This window comes from Patescibacteria group bacterium (assembly GCA_038065255.1).
Lineage (GTDB): Bacteria > Patescibacteriota > Patescibacteriia > JACQRZ01 > JACQRZ01 > JBBTRI01.
The window spans coordinates 93,452-114,459 of sequence record JBBTRI010000001.1 but is presented as its reverse complement, the minus strand read 5'-3'; the positions used below and the strand labels follow the sequence as shown (position 1 = coordinate 114,459).

General features: G+C 44.2%; 22 protein-coding genes and 1 tRNA gene. 9 read left to right on the top strand and 14 right to left on the bottom strand.

Features of this window, described 5'->3' with window-relative positions; all coding sequences use genetic code 11:
* Positions 1-4: 4 nt before the first annotated feature.
* Positions 5-334 carry a hypothetical protein gene (locus AAB400_00635; GenBank protein ID MEK7648408.1) on the bottom strand — a complete coding sequence of 110 codons (330 nt, stop codon included), beginning with the start codon at positions 332-334 and terminating at the stop codon, positions 5-7.
* 169 nt (positions 335-503) lie between these two features.
* On the opposite strand from AAB400_00635, the gene AAB400_00630 reads away from it, so the two are divergent.
* On the top strand, positions 504-1,601 hold the full coding sequence (locus AAB400_00630; protein MEK7648407.1) for a hypothetical protein: 1,098 nt from the start codon (positions 504-506) through the stop codon (positions 1,599-1,601).
* Positions 1,602-1,662: 61 nt separating this feature from the next.
* Here AAB400_00630 and AAB400_00625 read toward each other — a convergent pair whose 3' ends face one another.
* The 3 genes from AAB400_00625 to AAB400_00615 are packed head-to-tail and all read right to left on the bottom strand — an operon-like array spanning position 1,663 to position 3,927.
* Positions 1,663-2,562 carry a hypothetical protein gene (locus tag AAB400_00625; protein MEK7648406.1) on the bottom strand — a complete coding sequence of 300 codons (900 nt, stop codon included), beginning with the start codon at positions 2,560-2,562 and terminating at the stop codon, positions 1,663-1,665.
* 45 nt (positions 2,563-2,607) lie between these two features.
* Entirely contained in the window at positions 2,608-3,519 is a 912-nt protein-coding gene (locus AAB400_00620) for a bile acid:sodium symporter (GenBank protein ID MEK7648405.1), read from the bottom strand.
* A 48-nt stretch (positions 3,520-3,567) separates the two neighbouring features.
* On the bottom strand, positions 3,568-3,927 hold the full coding sequence (locus tag AAB400_00615; GenBank protein MEK7648404.1) for a hypothetical protein: 360 nt from the start codon (positions 3,925-3,927) through the stop codon (positions 3,568-3,570).
* 103 nt (positions 3,928-4,030) lie between these two features.
* Here AAB400_00615 and AAB400_00610 point away from each other — a divergent pair, with 103 nt between their 5' ends.
* From AAB400_00610 to AAB400_00590, 5 genes are all read left to right on the top strand, one after another.
* Positions 4,031-4,759 carry a hypothetical protein gene (locus AAB400_00610; GenBank protein ID MEK7648403.1) on the top strand — a complete coding sequence of 243 codons (729 nt, stop codon included), beginning with the start codon at positions 4,031-4,033 and terminating at the stop codon, positions 4,757-4,759.
* 118 nt (positions 4,760-4,877) lie between these two features.
* Positions 4,878-5,408 (top strand): hypothetical protein, encoded by a 531-nt coding sequence (locus AAB400_00605; protein ID MEK7648402.1) that lies wholly within the window; start codon positions 4,878-4,880, stop codon positions 5,406-5,408.
* A 408-nt stretch (positions 5,409-5,816) separates the two neighbouring features.
* Positions 5,817-6,134, top strand: coding sequence for a helix-turn-helix transcriptional regulator (locus AAB400_00600; GenBank protein MEK7648401.1), 318 nt, complete (start codon positions 5,817-5,819; stop codon positions 6,132-6,134).
* A 50-nt stretch (positions 6,135-6,184) separates the two neighbouring features.
* Positions 6,185-6,748, top strand: a complete 564-nt coding sequence (lexA, locus tag AAB400_00595) for a transcriptional repressor LexA (GenBank protein ID MEK7648400.1) — start codon at positions 6,185-6,187, stop codon at positions 6,746-6,748.
* 30 nt (positions 6,749-6,778) lie between these two features.
* Positions 6,779-8,071 (top strand): DNA polymerase IV, encoded by a 1,293-nt coding sequence (locus tag AAB400_00590; protein ID MEK7648399.1) that lies wholly within the window; start codon positions 6,779-6,781, stop codon positions 8,069-8,071.
* A gap of 10 nt (positions 8,072-8,081) precedes the next feature.
* On the opposite strand, the gene AAB400_00585 is transcribed toward AAB400_00590, so the two are convergent.
* Positions 8,082-8,972, bottom strand: coding sequence for a hypothetical protein (locus AAB400_00585; protein ID MEK7648398.1), 891 nt, complete (start codon positions 8,970-8,972; stop codon positions 8,082-8,084).
* 15 nt (positions 8,973-8,987) lie between these two features.
* Positions 8,988-9,503, bottom strand: coding sequence for a hypothetical protein (locus AAB400_00580; GenBank protein ID MEK7648397.1), 516 nt, complete (start codon positions 9,501-9,503; stop codon positions 8,988-8,990).
* Between the two features lie 62 nt (positions 9,504-9,565).
* Here AAB400_00580 and AAB400_00575 point away from each other — a divergent pair, with 62 nt between their 5' ends.
* On the top strand, positions 9,566-10,252 hold the full coding sequence (locus AAB400_00575; GenBank protein MEK7648396.1) for a hypothetical protein: 687 nt from the start codon (positions 9,566-9,568) through the stop codon (positions 10,250-10,252).
* A gap of 11 nt (positions 10,253-10,263) precedes the next feature.
* Here AAB400_00575 and AAB400_00570 read toward each other — a convergent pair.
* The 8 genes from AAB400_00570 to AAB400_00535 all read right to left on the bottom strand — a co-directional run bounded on the left by AAB400_00570 (position 10,264) and on the right by AAB400_00535 (position 16,754).
* Positions 10,264-10,338, bottom strand: a tRNA-Glu gene (locus AAB400_00570).
* A 6-nt stretch (positions 10,339-10,344) separates the two neighbouring features.
* On the bottom strand, positions 10,345-11,637 hold the full coding sequence (murF, locus tag AAB400_00565; GenBank protein MEK7648395.1) for a UDP-N-acetylmuramoyl-tripeptide--D-alanyl-D-alanine ligase: 1,293 nt from the start codon (positions 11,635-11,637) through the stop codon (positions 10,345-10,347).
* A gap of 1 nt (position 11,638) precedes the next feature.
* Positions 11,639-13,387 (bottom strand): penicillin-binding protein 2, encoded by a 1,749-nt coding sequence (locus AAB400_00560; protein ID MEK7648394.1) that lies wholly within the window; start codon positions 13,385-13,387, stop codon positions 11,639-11,641.
* A gap of 120 nt (positions 13,388-13,507) precedes the next feature.
* Positions 13,508-13,870 carry a hypothetical protein gene (locus tag AAB400_00555; GenBank protein ID MEK7648393.1) on the bottom strand — a complete coding sequence of 121 codons (363 nt, stop codon included), beginning with the start codon at positions 13,868-13,870 and terminating at the stop codon, positions 13,508-13,510.
* A 16-nt stretch (positions 13,871-13,886) separates the two neighbouring features.
* Positions 13,887-14,777 (bottom strand): 16S rRNA (cytosine(1402)-N(4))-methyltransferase RsmH, encoded by an 891-nt coding sequence (gene rsmH / locus AAB400_00550; GenBank protein ID MEK7648392.1) that lies wholly within the window; start codon positions 14,775-14,777, stop codon positions 13,887-13,889.
* A 3-nt stretch (positions 14,778-14,780) separates the two neighbouring features.
* Positions 14,781-15,212 carry a division/cell wall cluster transcriptional repressor MraZ gene (mraZ, locus tag AAB400_00545; GenBank protein MEK7648391.1) on the bottom strand — a complete coding sequence of 144 codons (432 nt, stop codon included), beginning with the start codon at positions 15,210-15,212 and terminating at the stop codon, positions 14,781-14,783.
* A gap of 357 nt (positions 15,213-15,569) precedes the next feature.
* Positions 15,570-15,977: a hypothetical protein gene (locus AAB400_00540; GenBank protein MEK7648390.1), complete on the bottom strand. Its 408-nt coding sequence runs from the start codon at positions 15,975-15,977 to the stop codon at positions 15,570-15,572.
* A 3-nt stretch (positions 15,978-15,980) separates the two neighbouring features.
* Positions 15,981-16,754: a WecB/TagA/CpsF family glycosyltransferase gene (locus tag AAB400_00535; GenBank protein ID MEK7648389.1), complete on the bottom strand. Its 774-nt coding sequence runs from the start codon at positions 16,752-16,754 to the stop codon at positions 15,981-15,983.
* A gap of 131 nt (positions 16,755-16,885) precedes the next feature.
* Here AAB400_00535 and clpB point away from each other — a divergent pair, with 131 nt between their 5' ends.
* Positions 16,886-19,558, top strand: coding sequence for an ATP-dependent chaperone ClpB (gene clpB, locus AAB400_00530; GenBank protein ID MEK7648388.1), 2,673 nt, complete (start codon positions 16,886-16,888; stop codon positions 19,556-19,558).
* A gap of 48 nt (positions 19,559-19,606) precedes the next feature.
* Positions 19,607-21,007: a hypothetical protein gene (locus AAB400_00525; GenBank protein ID MEK7648387.1), complete on the top strand. Its 1,401-nt coding sequence runs from the start codon at positions 19,607-19,609 to the stop codon at positions 21,005-21,007.
* Position 21,008 lies beyond the last annotated feature (1 nt).

Here is a 21,008-nt window from a genome sequence, read left to right as displayed (position 1 = left end):
AGAACTATGCCACTGCGGCATCTCCGCGTGCCAGCAGATCCATTTCGTACTTCATAAAAAGCGCTTCTTCAGCCATCATTGTTGCAAATGTCGGAAGACTGCTTTGTGCAAGAAGTGCAGTAAAAGTATCTTCATCTTCTTTGCGAAGCGCATGCTTGAGCGGATCGATCACATCCAAAGGTACTGCATCAATAATGCGAGCAAGGACTCGCTGATAAATGATCCTAAGCAATGATTGAAGGAGTGCTGATTTCTTGGCAGGAGGCAGATGGGAAAGATCTAGGATATCAAAAATATTTTTAGCAATAATATCGTTTTGTTTTGATTTTGTCATACAACGTTCACTATAGAATATTGGGATGTTCTTGTCTATATCTTATACACCTATTCGGGACCACCTTTCAACCATTGACAAAAATGCCATTTTGTGCTATAGTTTTGACGTGAAAAAGGCAACTGTACCTTTCATTTTATGCTTAACGGGGTGCGCTTCAACGCTCCTTATGCCCCCTTTAACGGCACCTTCTGCATCGCCTACGCTTACTGCGAGTGGAGTGCCAACGACAACGCCGTCAATTTTTTCGACTCCTCAACCGACCACCACTCCCTCGTCGAGCCCTTCAGCGTCTGTGCCAAGCACTACGCCGACACCAACGCCAACTCCATCGGCGCCACAGGGCGTACTCGGTGTAACATTTGATAACGCTGTTTCACCGATTGGATTCATCAGCTACGGCGAAAAGAAACGTTTTGCCAGCTATCGGCTGACCATGTCTGGAGAAGACTTCACTATGCATAGCACAACCATCAGTTGGCGCAATGCAACTTCGCAAAATACGAGCCTGCTTAACGTAGTACTCTCCATAGGAACAGAATCAGTAACAACGTATTCGGTGGTTGACGCAACGCGATCGACGAGATCATTCAATCTCCTTCAGCTCTTGGCAAAGGACACTGTAAAACTACTCCACGTCGACGGTACTCTCGCCGATGGTGCGTGGCGTGGCGGCAGCAATCCGGGAGATAGAGTTTCGATTGCACTTCATGGCATAGGCGCCGTTGCAGTCCAAAGTGCAAACTCTGCAACGAAGGAATTTACTCCCCCGCTCATGAGCAATACCCTCACCGTAGTACCCTTCACCATTAGAACAAACTCCTCGTCACCTTCAGGCATGCAAACTCCCCAGAGTGCGGCTACGATTGGCATATGGGATTTCCTATTACCCACTCTGTCGGAAATGATAGTGCGACTCAAGGGCGTGCGTATCGGCATAAATGGTTCCGATAGCGGACCATTAAAGAATGTATCGCTTATGAACAAACGCGATGATACTTTACTAGGCGCTACGCTTAGCACGCTGTCTGTTGGGGCAACCGCAGACATAGCCTTCACGGTTACTATGCCACTCACTAACGATACTGTGGAATCCTTCAGGCTCCGCGCAGACACGACCAGCTATAAGCAGGCATCTCCAGGTGGCACTGCGTCACTGGGCGCATCCCTGATCGGCTACACACTCGAGGATCGCGCCAATCCCGGCAAAGACATATTCATAGATTTGAGCAGCGCTCCAGAGATAGCGCCCACGCTCATCTTCTAGTCAACCATAAACCGGCTCCGTCCAAAGAGCCGGATTTTTTTATATAAATAGAAAAACGCCATTAGTTGGCGTTTTGGTGAGTAGATAATTTTTCACGGATGAACAAATAATAATCGCCCATTTCAAACATTTGACGTCCGCAGCTCACTGCCAAATACACATAGTGTCCGTTTTCGTTCTTCCGATGACCAACCACAAATGGAATGGAAAAGAACGATACCGGTGGCATGAGTGACAATCTAAGTGTCGTCTTCATTGCGGATTCCAAAAGCCGAGCTGCTTCCATACCATCACTTGCATCAAGTACAATGCGCTTATATGTAAAACAACCCATCAGAGGATCAGTGATAACAACAACCCCTTCCACGCTACACGCGCCTATTTGATTCACTAGACGCTCAAGTTCACCGCGCGTTATGTTGCGAGAATTTTGAACATCTCCATAGCACTTCCCATCTTCGCGCTCCCAACGTTCAGCAAGCTCTTTAAATTCGTCCAATCTGCGATCTTGTTGTTCCTTCATCTCATCGACCCGTACCGCATCCTGCCGAATTTCTTCAGAAGTTCTCTGCCAGGGACCTTCTCCTTTTATCACAACTGTCACGCCAGGAATGGAAAGCATGAGTTCCTTAAATACCGTGAACATATCTTCACTACCGAGAAGGAATTTGCGATAGTATCCGAAAATAGGAACATGTGGTGAACCCATCTCCGAAACACAGCATTGATTCCACCCAATAGCCGTGCCCTCAGCAAATGCTTGCTGAAACAAAGGCACAAAATCGTTCTCGCGAGCAAGCACGAGGGAATTCTCCATTCCGACATATGCGGTAAATGGCACCTTGCCGTTCAAATATTCACAGCCTGGATCCTTGGTGTTATAGAGTCCCGGAGGTGGTATTTTATTGAAGAGTTTTGCAATTCCAGCTTTAAGAAAATCTCCAATACTCAACTTCTTCATTGTCGAATGTACGCAACGTCATACTAGAAGAAAGCTATGTGCGCGTCAAGAGCTCCGCCTCGCCCATAACTGAAATGGTATAAGCGAAAGACTCCAAGGAAACACAGAAAGAATAACGGGAATGAGTATGGATGACTCGGGAAAAAATGTGCCGCTCAAATAAATAGCCAAGGTAAAATTCATATACGTCAAACATACGGTCGTAGCCAAACGTTTCCTGTGTTCGAGCCATGGTGCTGTCCAATATCCCACAACATGAAGGAGTCCAAAAAAGATACAGAGAACGATAATCGCAGGAATGAACTGAGAAATGCTCGTCTGTATGGATCCTGCCTGCATAGCAATAATGCCTGCAATCAAACAGCCAAGAAGTACAAGTGAAATTGGCTTAAATGTAAAAAATGTTGTTTTAATGCGATCATGAAAGATATGCCTCACAATCTGTGCGAAAAGAAAAGGGATAACAAACACATACACAAGCGTGAGGAAAATCTTACCTGTAGGAAGAGTAATCGAACTGCCTAAAAGAATTTGTATGATCAGAGGAATGGTAATGGTGCCCAAAAGCGATGTAGTGGCAGACAGCACAAGTGCAAATTCTGTGGCTCCGCCGACAAGATCCGTGAAAAGCGCTGATGTCATTCCTGCAGGCATTGCGGCCAAGAGCACAAGCGCAGAAGCATAATCGGGAACAATAGAGCGTGCTATAAAAAAAGTTACAATCGGAAACACAACAAGCATGTTGATATTTACCAATGCAATCGCCTTCCATTCCCTCATCCCACGAATAATTGCGTGCGTATCAAGCTTGAGGGAAGAAAGAAAAAAGATAATCTGCAAAAAGAGTGTCGACCACGGATTCAGAAGCTTCATCTGCTCGGGCCAGAACATTCCAGCCAGAAGCGCTATGGTGACAATAGTGATATACGATCCAAGGAGGTGGAGAATGATTTTCATACGGTAATGATAGCATAAAAAAAGACCTCTTAGCGAGGTCGCTCTGCTTTATTGTGCTGATGCTGTTGCCGGATATGTTCCCATGCCGCAGAGATTGGCATCGATACCAAGCATCTGAGCAGCCTCATCCCATTTCCTGCCATGAACTTGAACTCGATTATACCATCCGGAAACGTGCATCATATGCAGTCCCGCGTTCCACTGAATACCATCTGAATGTGGTTCATTTGTGACAGAAACTGATTTGAGCTTATAGCATGTAACGGGAGTTCCATTACAATTCCTCTCGATGACGATCCAATCTGCTCCGGCTGTCTCTGCCCAATCATTAGAGCACGATCGGAACATTCCTGCGCATCCTGAAAGTAAAAGAACGAACGTAGTGAATACAACTGTTCGAAATTTCATGGTCATCTGTCTCGAAGAAAAGCATACACTACGGTACAAATTTGTCAAGATATCGCAATTGCATCCGTTGACTTCCATATAAGGATACGTTAGGATGCTTCTTATGAGCACACAGTCTTTGGATGGGATCCGCTCACTACTCGTATCGTCCTTTGAAAATTGCACCCGCGAACAAGCACAACAGCTCGTTGACCGATATTCATCTATTCCTCTCTTATCGAAAAATATCGACCTTGGAAAAGAAGAGGGTGAGCGTGAACAGGGATTTCTTATTCGGCATATCGAAGCACCGAAGAAATATGGCACACGCTTCTTGATGATCAATGACTTATCTCACTTTCCCGATCCGCAAAGCTGTCTTATCATCAGCTATGACGCGGCGACAAATCGCATCAAAGGATATCAGCGCTGCCAGTATGTCAAAGACCTTTCTGTCATAACATCAAAAGAAAAGACTGCGATAGAGCGCTGTGCGACATTTTCGCTGAGTCATCGACTTGCACAAATTGTTCTCCTTCCCGTTCTGTATCTCGTCGCCTATCTCTTTGGGCATACATCAATCTATTCATCAATGATCGTGTATGGCCTACCGCTCAACAACCTCTCGCTCGATATACCTCCCCAGCTTTTGAGATCGGTTCAAATTAGATTTCAATCCTTTGAAAGTCTCTACAAAAGCGCGACAATACCAAAGAGATACTACTCGCACATGGTGATCTTTGAAACCTACTCGTTTCAAATAATAAAAGTACTCATCATGTATACAATTACTACCATGCTATTCTTGGGAATGGCGGCACTCCTTTGGAATGTCCTCACGCATCTATTCTAAACCGCACAATGCGGTTTTTTTTCAAATAAAAAACCCACAGCGATGTGGGTAAGACACTCGACAGACGCCATCCACACCGCCTTTGACTTTTTTTGTTACTTACTATACCATCTTCGCTATGCCGTCCTTTTCACGACTCATTGCATCATTCGGCGATTTACACCGAAGCACGCATTCACAATCATACGAAATCGAACGACTGATTCGTCCGATTCTACACTCGTTAGACTATATTGACATACTTTCCAAAACCAAGATGAATTCTAATCTTTGGATTCTTCGATATCAAAAAAGAAAGCTTGGCGCTATCGACAATCAAGCATATCTTGCGCATACGATTATCTTTTTTGGAAGTACGATCATACTAAGTATATTCCTTGCACCGTTTCATAGCAGTATCGGCGTATCCGCTTTTTTTAGTTATTTTTTCTCGATTATAGAATCTACGTTCATTGCTCCGCATATTGAACGGGCTATAAGCATTGTATTCCTTGAATCCTACTACGATACGCTCCTAAGAAGAACCAAAATGATTCTCTATAGCGGTCCGGCGTGGATCCTCGCCGAAAGAATCTGGAAAATGGATGATCAGCTATGGAACCTTGCTCGCAAATACCGCCTCGCCAATACATATTACCGTCCCTCATGACGGTTTTTTTATTTATCCACAGGAGAGCCCCTTGACAGGTGAACGAACGTTCACTATACTCAAATCATACAGTTTTCTTGACGGAACGTAACTTAAAAGTTACTATGAATAAGTATATACTCTACGATAAAAATGCTCTCAAAGAGCTTGAGGCATTTGAGAGAGATGTTCAAATATATTTTTAAGCATTCATTGAAATACTTTCCAATGAGGGAAAACTTTCCTTCCCCGATGCAAGAAAGATTACAAAAGATATTTTTGAAATACGATTACAGCACCAAGGAATGTATAGGGGATGCTATGCCTATAGCGGAAAAGAGTATGTTATTCTTCTTCACTTCTTTCAAAAGAAAACTCAATCAACACCATTGCGCCATATAGCAACCGCACAACAACGGTTTAAACGCTATGCCTAAAACTGCTTCAAAAAAAATACCTAGAGCAATTCAGTGCGGTGACCTCATCCCCTCTGAACATGTTTTGAATTCTTATTCTCAAAGAGAACGGCAGGAAATTTCTCGACAAGCACGGTACTTAAAAGCATCAACTGAATTGCGCCGACTTCGGAAAGAGCTCGGCTTATCCCAAAACAATCTTGCCAACAAAATGAGGGTAAAACGCGAGTTTATCTCACGAATGGAAAGCGGATACCACAATATTACCCTTGAAACGCTCTATCGCGTTGCTGAAGTTGTAGGCAAGAAAATTGAAGTAACATTTAAATAATTTTTTTTCACTTATCAAAAGAACGAACGTTCACCATACCAAAAAACCATATGATGCAGTACGCCAAAAAACTTCTCTCCTTCTATCGGGAAAACAAACGCATGCCGAGCTATTCGGAGATCATGGAGATCACGGGCTTGAAATCAAAAAATTCTGTCTTTAAGCTAATCGAACGAATGCGTGAAAAAGGTCTCGTAAGCAAGGATGATCGAGGCTTTCTGATCCCCGGACGATTTTTTTCCGATATTCCCTTATTGGGAACGGTTGAGGCGGGGTTTCCTACTACTGCGGAGGAAGAGCTCACGGAAACAATGACACTCGATGACTACCTTATCGATCATAAAGAAAAAACATTTCTTTTGAAAGTAAATGGCGACTCCATGATCGAAGCAGGCATCCTGCCGGATGACCTTGTTCTCGTAGAACGCGGAGTCACGCCGAAAGACGGGGATATCGTCATAGCGGAAGTAGACAGCGGATGGACGATGAAATATTTTGAAAAAAAAGGATTATGCGTACGTCTCATTCCGGGAAACAAAAAATACAAACCAATCATTCCTCAACAGCAACTTTCGATTGCTGCTGTCGTCAAAGCGGTCATACGAAAATATTAAAACTTTTTTCATTCATAGTTTTATACCCATATGGATACTCCCCTCTCCATCCACTCTTTTCCCCGCGCCATTGTTCATCTTGATGGCGATGCATTCTTTGCCGCATGCGAACAAAGCAGAGATCCGGCACTCAAAGGAAGGCCTGTTGTCACCGGCAAAGAACGCGGCATCGCTTCATCAATGAGCTACGAAGCAAAGCGGCTCGGTGTCGTTCGCGGCATGCGCCTGCGAGATATCCTGCGCATCTGCCCCAATGCTATTATTATGGAATCAGATTATGAATATTACAGTCTTATTTCAAAACGCTTTGCCTCTATTGTCCAGCGCTATACCCCCGATGTTGAAGAATACAGTATCGACGAGTGTTTTGCTGATATCACAGGCATGCGACGTCCATTGCACATGTCCTATGAACAGATTGTTGCCAGAATGCAAAAAGATATTGAACATGAACTTGGTCTTACATTCTCTGCAGGATTGGGCCCCAATAAAGTGATTGCAAAAATAGGATCAAAGTGGAAAAAACCATCAGGTACCACTATCATACCGGCAAAGGATATCCATCGCTATCTTGAACAGCTTCCAATCGAGCGCGTATGGGGAATAGGTCCGAATACGTCTGCATATTTAAACAAATACGGTATTACCAATGCCCTTCAATTTGCGCGATGTTCCGAACAGTGGGTTGGCGCTCGGCTTTCAAAACCATTTTATGATATCTGGTGCGAGCTCAACGGACAATCAGTTCTTGCCATTGATACTACAGCAAAACAACCCCAATCATCCATACAAAAAGTGAAAACATTCACACCCCCAAGCAGGGATCCACACTTTATCTTTTCCCAGCTGTCAAAAAACATTGAGCATGCATGCATGAGGGCACGGACATACAGCCTCGAAGCTCATCGTATTGCGCTCTTTCTGCGAACACAAGATTTTCACCATGTCGGAACAGAAATAGAATTACCGTTCAAAAGTGCATTCCCTCATGAACTCCTGAAGTACTGCCAAGATGGTTTCAAAAAAATATTCAACGCCCGTCATGAGTATCGCGCAAGTGGCATTATTCTCTCAAAACTTTCACCGGCGGGCCAATCCCAGCTCGATTTGTTTGGTCGCCACACAAAAGCCGCACACATGACACGCCTCTACGAGCATATTGATCACGCAGAACAAAAACATGGGAGACATACGGTATTTTTGGGTTCAAGTTTTCAGGCCCAGAAGGCATCAGAGTACGAATATGTGCGCAATGCCTCGCAGAGCGCGCATGGCAAACACATAGGCATCCCCCTCCTCATGGCTTCCATTGCAGATGCATAACCTCACTGAATTATTTTGGCAGTATTTTGAATAACAAATACTGCTGAACCTCTTCCTTGCTCGCCCACAGAACATCAGACGGAGCAAACACATCCAAATCCTTTTCGCTCACCGGTTCACATTCCTGATACACAGGAATATCAATAGCTAGCGAAGTATCTCCTACATCACTGTATTCAAAAAGCGTATAGAGCATTGTTTTGAGAACTGTTTTTTCTGATCTGTCTACAATCACATCTCCGTGGTGTTCGCGCACAGTATAGATACCAATGGGATACTGAAAAAGCTGTTTTGCCATATCAAGAGAATGTTCAGTTTGTTGCCCACGAAAAACAAGCACTTCTTTGTTATCTATACTTTTCTTCACTTCCTTCAAGCTAACGGTTTCTTTTGTTATATCGTCCAATGAAAAATAAAATTGGTCCTCGAACATCTTCTGAATGAAATTACTCATATCCGCTAATGCTTTTTTGGGAAATGCAATCCACGGCCCCGTGGTATCATACCGGACGTATTCGTTGGTGCCATCAAAAATCATTTCCAACTTAATAAGCGCTACAGCACCATTATCGTCTGTTGCGCCAAGAGGCGAAGAGCTTTGAATAAGGCGATAGGATTTATTTCCATCTCTTTGGATATGAGATACTACGTCAAGTGATAACTCTTTTAACACTCCGATTACATCCCGCGAATTTTGAGTTGGTGGAATGGATCGATCTTGTATGCCACGAACTTGAACAGTGCAATGCTCCCCAAAAGCCGACGTCTGGTGAGATAGTGTCCAGATATCATCAAAAAGTGCAAGTGTGCTCAAAGGTTTAAATACAAACCAAAGAGCAATACTTATACATAAAAGACCGACCAATATCGCCAATGTCCGATGTGCAAATAGGAATTTCATACTGGGATTCTTGTATTATTCTCTAATCATAAATGCTATCCAATGAGGATCGCTTGTCCAACGGTAAATATCTGGATAGCATGGCTCAATGACATCATTTACATGATATGCTTTTTTTGTATTTTCAAGTTTAAGCCCCACCAGAGCATAGCTTACATCTGAACCGCAGCCATTATTGGTAAATTTTTGATAGCGGTAGGCGCATTTGCTAATGCCAAAAACCTCCCTGGGAGCATTAAGTACATTTTTATCTGCAAGCTGTTGAATAAATGTATTGTCCTCACCTCGTACCGACGATCCTGCATCCCAACCTTCGCAATCATTTTCTGTTGTATCCGGCAGTACGCCATAGAGCGTCCTGTATATTTCGAGAGCGTTCATGATAGCTTGCCCATCCGTAAGGCGCAGTTTATCCCGCTCTGAGCGCTGTATTGTTGCTGCAACGCCAATAATCACACCGGCAGCAACACAGAGAACACCAATCAAGAGTACTAACTCCTTGTTTGATATAATTGTGCCGAATATGCGCATAATCAAGTGTCATCACCAGTATACACCGACCATACTTTTATGTATACTATATTGTAGAAAATATGAAAACAAAAGCATCGCAGCAGAAATTATTCTGTTTCAATCCCTTTGTCACGTTTTTCACTGGCGCACTTGAATTATTCTTTGCTGTTGTAGCATGCATCAAATATTCAAAGACTCCTTTTGGAAGGATTGCAGCAATTGCGCTTATCTTGTTATCAGTTTTTCAGTTTGCAGAATACACTATTTGCTCCAGCGGCAACTCGGTGGTATGGAATAAAATTGCCTATGCCGCAATAACCCTTTTGCCGGCAATTGGAATACATCTTATTTCGTACACGACACATCCAACATACTGGATACGCATCGCATATCCTATCGCGATCATCATAGCGACTAGCATTGCAATCGTTCCCGGAGCGTTCACAGCAACCTACTGCACCGGACGATTTGTCGTTTTTCAGCTGAACGATCCGTTACGCATTGCACTTGGATCATACTACACATTTTTTATTCTTCTTGGAATTTTTCAGCTCACTCGTGCACTTATTAAAAAAGTAGGTGATCGCGAGATCAATCTTTGGTTATTGCTTGGATATCTTTCGTTCACCATCCCGGCACTTATAGTTTATATTATTACCTTTTCAAGTCGTATAGCCGTTCCATCCATCATGTGCGGCTTTGCCGTGCTTCTTGCAGGTATTATTGTATTCAAAATTCTGCCGCTGTATCATAAAAGTATTTCATAATTTGCCTTATTTACCGCTATGGGGATTCGAACCCCAGTTTTCTCCGTGAGAGGGAGACGTCCTGGACCGGGCTAGACGATAGCGGCACAATGTTACTGCCATTCCTTCCCTTGACGCACAAGAAGTTCAGAGGCGCGTTCCGGCTCGTTCAGAATTTCCTTTACTATCTTTTCCAATCGCATGCCTTGAGAGCCTTTTACAAGCACTACATCTCCCTGCTTCATAGTATCAAGCAACACTTCATGTACTTCCTCTGTTCTATCAAACCGGAAAATACGTGATGTGTCAATGCCGCTCTCGGCCGCACCATCTGCTATCCACTTTGCAGCACTGCCGATAGTAACAAGGATATCCACTCCTTTTTGAACGCAGAGTTCTCCAAGTTTGCGATGTTCTTGTTCTGTAAATGTCCCCAGTTCCAACATATCTCCAAACACTGCAATGCGTCGCGCATACTCATGTATTCGTATACTCTCCATGAATGTAAGCGCTTCATATGCCGCCAGTGGCGATGAATTGTACGAATCATCAATAATAAGCGTTTGCTTCATTCCGCCAAGCAGCTTCATTCTTCCTTTTGGCCCCACGTATTCCCGTACATCTTGAACAGCTTGCTTTAAAGGAATATCCAAGGCACAGGCCGTAGCCAATCCTACGAGCGCAGCATAGGCAGATTGTTTGCCTACGGCATTCTGTAGCTCACACTCAACCGTCTGATCAGAAAACCGACATTCAAATGATATGCTCATTTCCATGTGTTCCGGAGGCATATAGACGTACCGGTCAATATATGAAGTAATGCGAAGATCGGCATTGGAGGAAAATCCAAATGTTAAAAGTCGCGCGCGCACATGCTCAGATGGGGGGTATAAAAAGGGATCATCTGCATTGATAATTGCCGTAGATTCGGCTGAAAGGTGCCGTACCATTTCTTTTTTTTCTTTTACGAGTACTTCCATAGTCCCGAATTTTTCCAAATGAGCAGGACCGATGGCAGTGATCGCACCAATGGTACAGGGAGCTAATTGAGTAAGGTAGCTAATATCCCCCGGTCTATCAGCCCCCATTTCAAGAATAAGCACGCGTGGATACGAAGGGTCGCGGACAACAATCAACCGCACAGCTTGCACAAGTGCTCCGAGCCATGCAAGAAGCGAGCGGCCGGGGCTCTGATCGATGCCAATAACAACAAGTGGAACGCCGATTTCGGTGTTAAAATTTCCTACACTTGCGCGCACGCATGTATGCGATCTGAGCGCAAGGGCGATAGCCTCCTTTGCCGACGTTTTTCCCACACTTCCTGTAATACCAATGATTATTGGTCGGTATTTCTTGATAATCCTCTTTGCGAACAAAACGACAAGGTGTGTTACAAAAGTTTTCATACTATTTTTTTCGTTCTATTTCATCGGGCGGTACCTCATAATACTGTAACAAAAACCGCGCCATTTCGCCAAAGAGCGGGGCCGCAGAACTTTCCGCCCATTGCACATCTCGAGGATTGTCGATGCGCACAAGCATCACAAAAGCAGGATGTTCAACAGGGGCATAGCCCGCAAACGAACCGATTGTTGCATTTTGTTCGTATCCTTTTTTATCTTTCAGCGGCACTTGAGCCGTACCCGTCTTTCCGGCTACAAAATATCCAGGAACTCCTGCGCGCTTACCATGCCCCTTTCGCACCACATTCACCAACATTCCTCCAATAAGATCCGATGTCCGTTGAGAAATAACCTGCCGCACAACCTGTGGCTCTGTTTTTATAACTCCTCCATCAGGCTTCAAAATCCGGTCAACAATATAAGGCTTCATGAGCTTGCCGCCATTTGCCAGCGCTGAATATGCAGTGACAAGCTGTAGCGGTGTTAGGGTAATCCCCTGTCCAAAGGATGCCGTCGCCATATAAATGTCGCTGTTTTTTTGATCAAGAGAACTAATCGTGCCGGCAACTTCAGTATCCAGATCAATACCTGTAAGAGAGCCAAATCCAAATGATTTCAGATACTTGCGGAACTGTTCAATTCCCACCTTTCTTGCAACAAATATCGTACCGGTATTCAACGATTCATCCAAAACACCCATCATTGTTTGGAGTCCATGTGCCTTGCCGTCTGAATTTTTTATTGTATAGTTCCCTATTTTCACACTTCCGGTGTCAGTGTAAGTCGTGGTTGGTGTTACTTTTTCTACTTCAAGGCCTATTGCCATAGTGAATGCCTTAAACACTGATCCGGGCTCATAGGGAGAAAAAATCGCCGGATTGTTGAATGTTTTAATATCCGTTTTTCCATACTGTGCCGGGTCAAAATCCGGCGTAGCACAGAGCGCTCTAATGGCCCCAGTCTTAGGATCTTGTATAATGATCGACCCTCCATCTGCTCCATGCTGAATGACCCATTTTTTTAACTTATCGCATGCCACAAGCTGCACAGTGCGATCAATAGTGAGAATCAAATCACTGCCATCGACTGCTTCAGTTACTCGCTTATCACCTATCGGGATCAACGTGCCGATTGCATCAGTCTCTAATTTTAGTGATCCTTCCTTCCCTCGTAGAATTTCATCGAAATACCCCTCAAGACCGTAGCGTCCTTTTTGCGTCTCTCCATTGAAGCTTACATATCCGAACATATGCCCGCCCAAGCCAGGTTCGGGGTAATATCTTCGTTCTTCCGGAGCAAAAAGTATGCCTTTCAGTGCAAGGTCGCGAATCTTCTGCGTATGTTCATCAGATACTTTGTGCTTTACCACTTCATATGCATCTCCCTTCTTTTGAAATTTTTTCACTAGTGCTTCACTATCAAGTTCAAGAATCGGAGCAATTACTTCGGCTGCATGGAGAGGATCTTCAATGTGTCGCGGATCTGCATAAATAAGAGTGAATTCATGATTTGTCACCGCAGGAAATACTTTTTCCCCTTGACGATCGATAAGAAAGGATTCAAGCGCAGAATCCCGCTTATATTCTCGAATGAACATCTCTCCGCGTTTTGGAAATAATTTTTTATAAAACGTATGTTCGCCATCCGCGGCATCTTTATAATCAGCGTAGCCGACTATCTGTAGCATAAAGAGTCGCACTATAAGCGTAAAAGCAAAAAGACAAATAATACCCCGCATAAAAACTGTACGCATATGCGAAGATGTTTTTGAAGACGATGTATGCCTTGAAAACGATTTCATAGAAGCTGACAAACAAAGAGAAGGGGCCCACAGAAAAACAGCCCCTTCTCTTTACCTCCTGCCCCAGCACTTCTATCTCACAACTGCCACGGTTTCTTGAGTAGCTACATATTCTATCGAATCACTGCGAACCATTCCAAGCGTATCGATTTTACCCTGCAACCTACTCAACCCCTGCGCTTCAAGAATACGTATATGAGTAGCTTCCTGCTCTTTCTTTATAGATGCAATCTGCTTATCCAAATCCTTCATCACATACCCGCGTGTGGCAAGAAAGTTAATTTGTATGAGGTACACTACGCCAAAAAAAAGTATTGTCAACAGCAGCATGCTATTTGCGCTCTTTTGCTTTGAGGATTGGCTGTTGCGCTGCTGTTCATTCACAAGCGCTGTCTGAAGAAGTTTTGCTTTCATCATCTGAAGGGCTGGGGACATAGTTTGTTTTAATGGATTACAATCCCCTTTGAATGCATCGCAATTTTGCGCTTCTGCATTTTGGATTGGTTCGCTTTTCTGTGTATGTTGGTTGAATTGGTTTTTTTGTAATAATGTGTGCGTTGTTGTTTTGCCGAAATTGTTTGAATGTATTTTTTACTACCCGATCTTCCAGAGAATGGAATGATACAACGACTATCCGACCGCCTGGCTGCAATAGCTCATAGCTCTGCGCCAATGAAGATTCAATTGTGGGTAGTTCATCATTTACTGCCATGCGAAGCGCTTGATAGGTACGCGTTGCACAATGAATCTTTCCATGCCGATACCCTGCAGGTACTGCGGATTCGATCACACGTGTTAATAATGCTGTGGTTGTTATACGTTCCTTTTTTCTTGCCTGGCACAGAGCCTTTGCAATTCTCCTACTGAACCGTTCTTCACCAAATTGCCAAAGTATGTTTGCAAGTTCTTGTTCTTTAAGGCTTGCTATCAGCTCTGCGGCAGTATACCCACTATCGGCTGAGAATCTCATATCAAGAGGTTCATCGGCAAGAAAACTAAATCCTCTGCCACTTGATGTAAGTATATCTGTCGAAAGTCCTAAATCGTAGACAATGCCAGACACTTTTTCAAACCCCGTCGTCTGAGCTATTGAATGAACATTTTTGAAATTTCCGCACTGGACCACAAGGCGCTTGCCAAATTCAGCTAATGCTTTTTTTGTCCGAACTGTTGTTTGAATATCTGCGTCGATTGCAAGCACTCTCCCTTGCGGACCATTCTGTTCAAGTATTGCTCGGGTATATCCACCACCCCCTAGCGTACAGTCGATATAGTCTTGTTGTGAATGAACATCCAAGAATTCTTGAACTTCTTTAAGCATGACCGATTCATGCTGAATCATACATTAGACGCCAAACGTGCTGAGCCGTTCTGCAATATCGCCACTATTCTCTTCTGTTGCTGTCTTATACTCCTGCCATACTCCCTCGTCCCAGAGTTCGATTCGATTGTAAAGACCTGCCAAAATGACATTCTTGTGCATTGTCGCATAGTCTCGAAGGTATTCCGGTACAATAATGCGTCCCTGATTGTCACAAGCAACATCCATTGCTGATGCCAGTGTCATTCGACTAAACGCACGCGTATCTGCCTGGCTTGTGGGAAGCTGGGAGATTCGCTCGGCAAGCGCATTCCATTCTTTCAAGGGATAGAGAACCAAACAACGATCGATGCCTTTTGTCACAACCGCACCGCGCTCAAGGGCATTACGAAACTTCACTGGGATCGCCAGTCTTCCTTTTGTATCCAACGTGTGACGATATTCCCCAATAAACATGAACGTGAGACGGACAAGCCTCTTTCATTAAGATAGAAAGAGGCATAGGCCCGAAGGACCTGATTATGTGTAATGAGAAACCGCACGACAAGCATGGACTCCCCCCGCAAAGCTTTTCGCGGGAAACGCCTGGTCCGCCCTCTCGGACATGCATGGATTGCCGATAACAGACGGACAAGCGTTTCCTTTCAAAAGCCTTTGTTATGAACAATTATGTGGAGTTATCCCCACTTTTTCCCACTTTTCTCCCCTATACACCTACTATACACCACTTTTATTGCCTTTTCAACCACCCCCTGTGTATAAAAACAAGGCATTCTATATGCCTTGTAATAATCTAGTAAAAAAAGTTGTTATTCAGGATTTCTTTGTAATTGTTGGTTCTCTACCGTACTGCGGGATAAGTAACACTCCTCTCTTTTGACGCTTTAATGATGAGATTGTTTTTTGAACAAAGATCAAATCGCCTAAAAACTGGTCCGTTGGAATACCGATAAGCGGGGTGCCAAAAACAAATGACCATGTATTCGCAATGGCTATACCGGTACGAAGATGAGAAAAATATCCCGGGCCCACCACTACGGCAATGCCAAGAACTGCACGTGGAGTTTTTCTAAAGCGTTTTAACGTTTTAGATAGTTGAAATAGCACATCAATCCTTAGGGGTCGCTTTTGTGTGAGTATTTTTTTAGAAAGAATCTTCTTTTCGGTTGCAAAAAAGAACTGAATCCGTTCCGGAGTAGATGTGTCAAGAAAGAGATACATAGCTTAGTGAAATTTCTGTCGCATAAGCGCAAGAGGATAGCGCACGGTTGCAGTAATAATACGATTTAAGCGGCGGGGCTGATTGATAAGCCGATAGAGCCACTCAAACCCGAGTTTGCGAATTGCACGCGGTGCGCGCGGCACGACGCCGGCGATATAATCCAACGTCCCCCCTGCCCCAAGTGCTATTCTCACCGTTGGCAATGCTGCTCCATACCGAGCGAGCCAAAGATCTTGCTTTGGAGCTCCAATAGCAACCAGAAGTACATCAGCTTGAGAAGTGCGTATCTGCTCGGATACATACTCATTCTCACTATCCGATTCTTCACCCCCCCGTTTCAAGCCGTCAAGCGCACCAACAATAACTCCGGGATATTTTTTTTCAATGACTCGCGCTGCTGACTGCGCAACATTTTTTGCCATACCGTCGGATGCGCCAATAAGATACATTTTCTTATGGAGAACGTAGCATAATTCAGCAAGTTTCCATGTAAGATCAACTCCGGTACAGCGATGAAGGCGATCATTCAATCCCTTAAGAAACAATGAACCAAATACCAATCCGACTCCATCAGTTACTCGTAAATCAGCAGAATTCAATACTTCGCGAAAATGCATATTATCCTGCGCCTCCATTACGAATTCAGGATTAATCGTCACAATACGGTGAAACGCTGCAGGAGACTCAGTGAGCCACTGCTTACACCGCGCAATCATATCATTAAATGTCCCGCAATCAAGTTTCACATCCAGTATTGTAATGGTTGACTGTTGCATAAATTACTCATGATTATAGCAAGAAGTGAAGCGAAAAGCAACACGGCAACGCTCTTGACAACAGGACATTTTTGCCATATACTCAAATTAGCAATCTCAAAGCTAGACTGCTAATTTTTATTATACCCCTTATGATAAACCAAAACTTCACTACCCGAGCCCAGGAAGCATTGCAGCAAGCGCAAATGCTCGCCAGTGAGCAGAGCCATCAGGAACTCACACCCCTCCATCTTTTTATTGCACTTATACGCCAGCAAGAAAGTATTGTTCCCAGTATTTTACAAAAAATTGAAGTCAACATCCAAAGTGTCATTGAGGCGTGCGAGGAAGAGCTCAAGTACCTCCCCCGCCTTATGGGAGGCTTCACGGGACAACTCTATATAGCAAAAGAAACAGCTCAAATACTCAATGAAGCTCAAAACCAGGCAAAAACTATTGGTGATGAGTATATTGGAACAGAGCATTTGTTCTTGGGTTTACTGAATGTTCCATCCCTCATTCGGCCAATCCTCGATTCCCACGCAATCACATTTGATACCGTACTCAAGATCTTGGCGCAATTACGCGGATCGCACAAAATCACCGATCCTGATCCGGAAAGCAAATATCAAGCGCTCGCAAAATATGCCATCAACCTCACCGACCAAGCGCGGCACGAAAAGCTGGATCCAATCATCGGACGCGACGAAGAAATTCGCCGAGTTGTTCAGGTTCTCTCACGACGCACAAAAAATAACCCCGTGCTTATCGGCGAAGCCGGAGTTGGAAAAACAGCCATTGTCGAGGGTCTTGCACAGCGCATTGTCGCTGGTGATATTCCCGATTCACTGAAAGACAAAGAAGTGCTTGCGCTGGATATCGGCGCACTTGTTGCTGGGACAAAGTTTCGTGGAGATTTTGAAGACCGCTTGAAAGCAGTCATGAAAGAAATTACACAGAGTGCGGGTAAAATCATCCTGTTCATGGATGAGCTTCATACAATTGTCGGGGCAGGCGGAGCTGAAGGTGCTATCGATGCGTCAAACCTCTTAAAGCCGGCACTTGCTCGCGGAGAGCTCCGTGCAATCGGCGCAACAACACTTAAAGAGTATCAGAAACATATCGAGAAAGATCCGGCGTTCGAGCGCAGATTCCAGCCAATTATGGTTGTTGAACCGAATGTCGATGATACCATTGCAGTTTTGCGAGGAATCAAAGAAAAATATGAAGTACACCATGGCGTGCGCATCACGGATGGCGCCATTGTTGCTGCCGCCCAACTTTCAAACCGCTATATTTCCGATCGGTTTCTTCCAGACAAAGCAATTGATCTTATCGACGAAGCAACATCGGCAATACGGCTTCAAATCGACAGCCAACCGGTTGAACTAGACCTACTCAAACGAAAACTCCTTAAGCTTGAGATAGAAAAACAAGCGCTTCAAAAAGAAACGGACAAACATGCAAAAGATCGTCTGAAAGAACTTGAAAAAGAACTTGCGGAAATCAAAGAAGAATCCCAAAAAATGGAAATGGATTGGAAGTCGGAAAAAGAACTCATCACGCAAATCCGCACACTCAGAGAAAAAAGTGAAAATCTCAAACAGGAAGCCGATATTGCAGAGCGTAAAGTAGATCTCGCTAAAGTGGCAAAAATCCGCTACGGTGAAATTCCCGGTCTCGAAAAAGAGCTTAAAGCCATATCGGTAAAACTTGTATCCCTCCAAAAAAAGCATCGATTTCTAAAAGAAGAAGTAACCGAAGAAGACATTGCGGCTGTTGTAGCGCGATGGACGGGCATCCCTGCATTTAAGATGCTTGAAAATGAAGCTGAAAAATTGAAAGATGCTGAAGTGCAATTGCAAGGACGCGTTATCGGACAGGAAGAAGCGATTGTTGCGGTAGCAAATGCATTGCGACGCTCACGCGCGGGCCTTTCGGACGAAAACCAACCGCTTGGTTCATTCCTTTTTATCGGACCTACGGGCGTGGGTAAAACAGAACTTGCGAAAGCGCTTGCTTCATTCATGTTCAATGATGAACAATCACTCATCCGAGTGGATATGAGCGAATTCAGCGAAAAGCATTCCGTATCGCGTCTTATCGGATCCCCTCCCGGATATGTTGGTTATGACGAAGGCGGCCAACTAACAGAAAAAGTTCGGCGCAAACCCTACAGCGTTATCCTTTTTGATGAGATCGAAAAAGCCCACTCTGAAATTTTCAATGTTTTGTTGCAGATTCTTGACGATGGCCATCTCACCGATGCAAAAGGGAGAAAGGTAAACTTCAAAAATACAATTGTCATTATGACATCAAATCTTGGCGGCGACCTCATAAAAGAATCAGTGATTGGTTTTACCAGTGAGGATCGAACTCGTACGCTTATTAATGAAGGGGAAATGAAAAATGCAATCACTGAATTATTGCAAAAACATTTCCGACCGGAATTCCTCAATCGCATTACCGAAATCATTGTCTTTCATCCCCTCACGCAAGAGAATATGAAACGAATCGTCACAATCCAGCTTGATGCACTATGCAAACGGGTTGCCGAGCAGGATATGCGCATTACATACACGGATGCAGTGATGTTGTTTCTTATCGAGCGCGGATTTGATGCATATTACGGCGCACGCCCTCTCAAGCGAGCCGTTCAGTCATATATCGCAAATCCTCTGGCATCACAAATGATCGATGGAAGCCTTTCAGAAGGAGACACGGTGCATATTGACATCTCAAAAGATCAGGTTGTCATGAAGATTGCAAACCGCACCACAAAGCAAAAAAGCACAGCAAAAATTGCAGCAACGGCAAAGGATTGAAATCGGCGGCAGTGCATGATACAGTAGGTATCAATGGCGCTCTACCCTATGAATTATCGTATTGTTATCGTTATACTAAGCATTGTACTCACTGCAATGCCTTTAAACGTGTACGCACGTCCTTTTGATCCGAATACTATTATACCCGATTCGGATTTTTTTCGGACAGATGAAATGAGCGTGCCAGACATTCAGCTTTTTCTCGAACAAAAAGGCTCCGCCCTCCAATCCTATCGCACGCTCGATAGCGACGGAGTTGTCAGATCAGCATCTGAAATCATTTACCGTGCCGGAACAACCCATGGTATCAATCCAAAAGTGCTTCTCGTATTGCTCCAAAAAGAACAAAGCCTTATTGAAAATCCGAACCCAACCCAGTACAACTATGATTGGGCAACAGGGTTTGCTCGATGCGATTCGTGTTCTCCTAATGATCCGATTGTTGCCGCATATAAGGGTTTTGGCACACAAGTTGCAAAAGCTGCTTGGAGAAAATGGTACTATACGACCCACTGGAATGAATTTGCAGCACGCCCAAATCAGACACTGCTCATCGATGGCATACCTCTCACTCCTTCTAACGCTGCCACGGCCGCTCTCTATAATTACACGCCCCACCTGCGCGGCAATGTGAGTTTTTGGAAATTGTGGAATCGGTATTTCAATCGCGTATTCCCGGATGGTACAACCGTCCAAGCTTCCTCAAACAAGAATATCTGGCTTATACAAGACGGGAAGCGAAGGCTTTTCACATCTCTTTCGGCATTTCATTCACGGTTCGACATGCGGCACGTTGTATTCATAACCCAAGAAGATTTAGAAAAATATCCTATTGGCACACCTATTCAATTCCCACAATATTCCCTTCTCCAAATTCCAGGTGGAGCAGTTTTTCTGTACGCACAGGACGCTCTCTATGGCATTCCTTCAAAAAAAATATTCCGCACAGTCGGATTTAACCCGGATGAAGTTATTGCAGTTTCTGCAAAAGATATTACAGATATACCAGTGCGCGGCCTTGTTTCTGACGCACTCTCAAGTCCCATTGGTGAACTGATGCAAGATATCAAAACAGGCGGAATCTATTATACCCTTGGATCCGTAAAACACCCACTACTTGAACGAGCAGTACTATCCTCGAATTTTCCTGCACGGCGCATCAAATCAACAGATCTCCACTCGCTAGAAAAGTATGAGTCAGGAGAACCAATCATGTTTAATGACGGAACACTGGTGAAATCTTCTGATTCTTCAACAGTCTATGTGATTTCCAATAAACAGAAACGACCCATCGCATCTGAATATGTATTTACTTCGCTCGGCTACCAATGGTCAAATATTATTCAATCAAACGGTAGAACTCTTGAAATGCATCTATTAGGTGACCCCATTGACCTTGGTGCAGAGTGGGAAGAAGAATCTCCTGCGATCGCCCTCAAAACTCCCTAAC

Bases quoted from the DNA above. Each gene is read 5' to 3' on its own strand.
- mraZ (MEK7648391.1), bottom strand. From the start codon at position 15,212: ATGTTTATTGGGGAATATCGTCACACGTTGGATACAAAAGGAAGACTG.
- AAB400_00555 (MEK7648393.1), bottom strand. From the start codon at position 13,870: ATGTCCCCAGCCCTTCAGATGATGAAAGCAAAACTTCTTCAGACAGCG.
- AAB400_00615 (MEK7648404.1), bottom strand. From the start codon at position 3,927: ATGAAATTTCGAACAGTTGTATTCACTACGTTCGTTCTTTTACTTTCA.
- AAB400_00600 (MEK7648401.1), top strand. From the start codon at position 5,817: ATGCCTAAAACTGCTTCAAAAAAAATACCTAGAGCAATTCAGTGCGGT.
- AAB400_00585 (MEK7648398.1), bottom strand. From the start codon at position 8,972: ATGAAATTCCTATTTGCACATCGGACATTGGCGATATTGGTCGGTCTT.
- AAB400_00540 (MEK7648390.1), bottom strand. From the start codon at position 15,977: ATGTATCTCTTTCTTGACACATCTACTCCGGAACGGATTCAGTTCTTT.
- AAB400_00610 (MEK7648403.1), top strand. From the start codon at position 4,031: ATGAGCACACAGTCTTTGGATGGGATCCGCTCACTACTCGTATCGTCC.
- AAB400_00630 (MEK7648407.1), top strand. From the start codon at position 504: ATGCCCCCTTTAACGGCACCTTCTGCATCGCCTACGCTTACTGCGAGT.
- AAB400_00525 (MEK7648387.1), top strand. From the start codon at position 19,607: ATGAATTATCGTATTGTTATCGTTATACTAAGCATTGTACTCACTGCA.
- AAB400_00560 (MEK7648394.1), bottom strand. From the start codon at position 13,387: ATGCGTACAGTTTTTATGCGGGGTATTATTTGTCTTTTTGCTTTTACG.
- rsmH (MEK7648392.1), bottom strand. From the start codon at position 14,777: ATGATTCAGCATGAATCGGTCATGCTTAAAGAAGTTCAAGAATTCTTG.
- AAB400_00635 (MEK7648408.1), bottom strand. From the start codon at position 334: ATGACAAAATCAAAACAAAACGATATTATTGCTAAAAATATTTTTGAT.
- AAB400_00580 (MEK7648397.1), bottom strand. From the start codon at position 9,503: ATGCGCATATTCGGCACAATTATATCAAACAAGGAGTTAGTACTCTTG.
- murF (MEK7648395.1), bottom strand. From the start codon at position 11,637: ATGAAAACTTTTGTAACACACCTTGTCGTTTTGTTCGCAAAGAGGATT.
- AAB400_00535 (MEK7648389.1), bottom strand. From the start codon at position 16,754: ATGCAACAGTCAACCATTACAATACTGGATGTGAAACTTGATTGCGGG.
- AAB400_00620 (MEK7648405.1), bottom strand. From the start codon at position 3,519: ATGAAAATCATTCTCCACCTCCTTGGATCGTATATCACTATTGTCACC.
- AAB400_00575 (MEK7648396.1), top strand. From the start codon at position 9,566: ATGAAAACAAAAGCATCGCAGCAGAAATTATTCTGTTTCAATCCCTTT.
- AAB400_00590 (MEK7648399.1), top strand. From the start codon at position 6,779: ATGGATACTCCCCTCTCCATCCACTCTTTTCCCCGCGCCATTGTTCAT.
- AAB400_00625 (MEK7648406.1), bottom strand. From the start codon at position 2,562: ATGAAGAAGTTGAGTATTGGAGATTTTCTTAAAGCTGGAATTGCAAAA.
- AAB400_00605 (MEK7648402.1), top strand. From the start codon at position 4,878: ATGCCGTCCTTTTCACGACTCATTGCATCATTCGGCGATTTACACCGA.
- lexA (MEK7648400.1), top strand. From the start codon at position 6,185: ATGATGCAGTACGCCAAAAAACTTCTCTCCTTCTATCGGGAAAACAAA.
- clpB (MEK7648388.1), top strand. From the start codon at position 16,886: ATGATAAACCAAAACTTCACTACCCGAGCCCAGGAAGCATTGCAGCAA.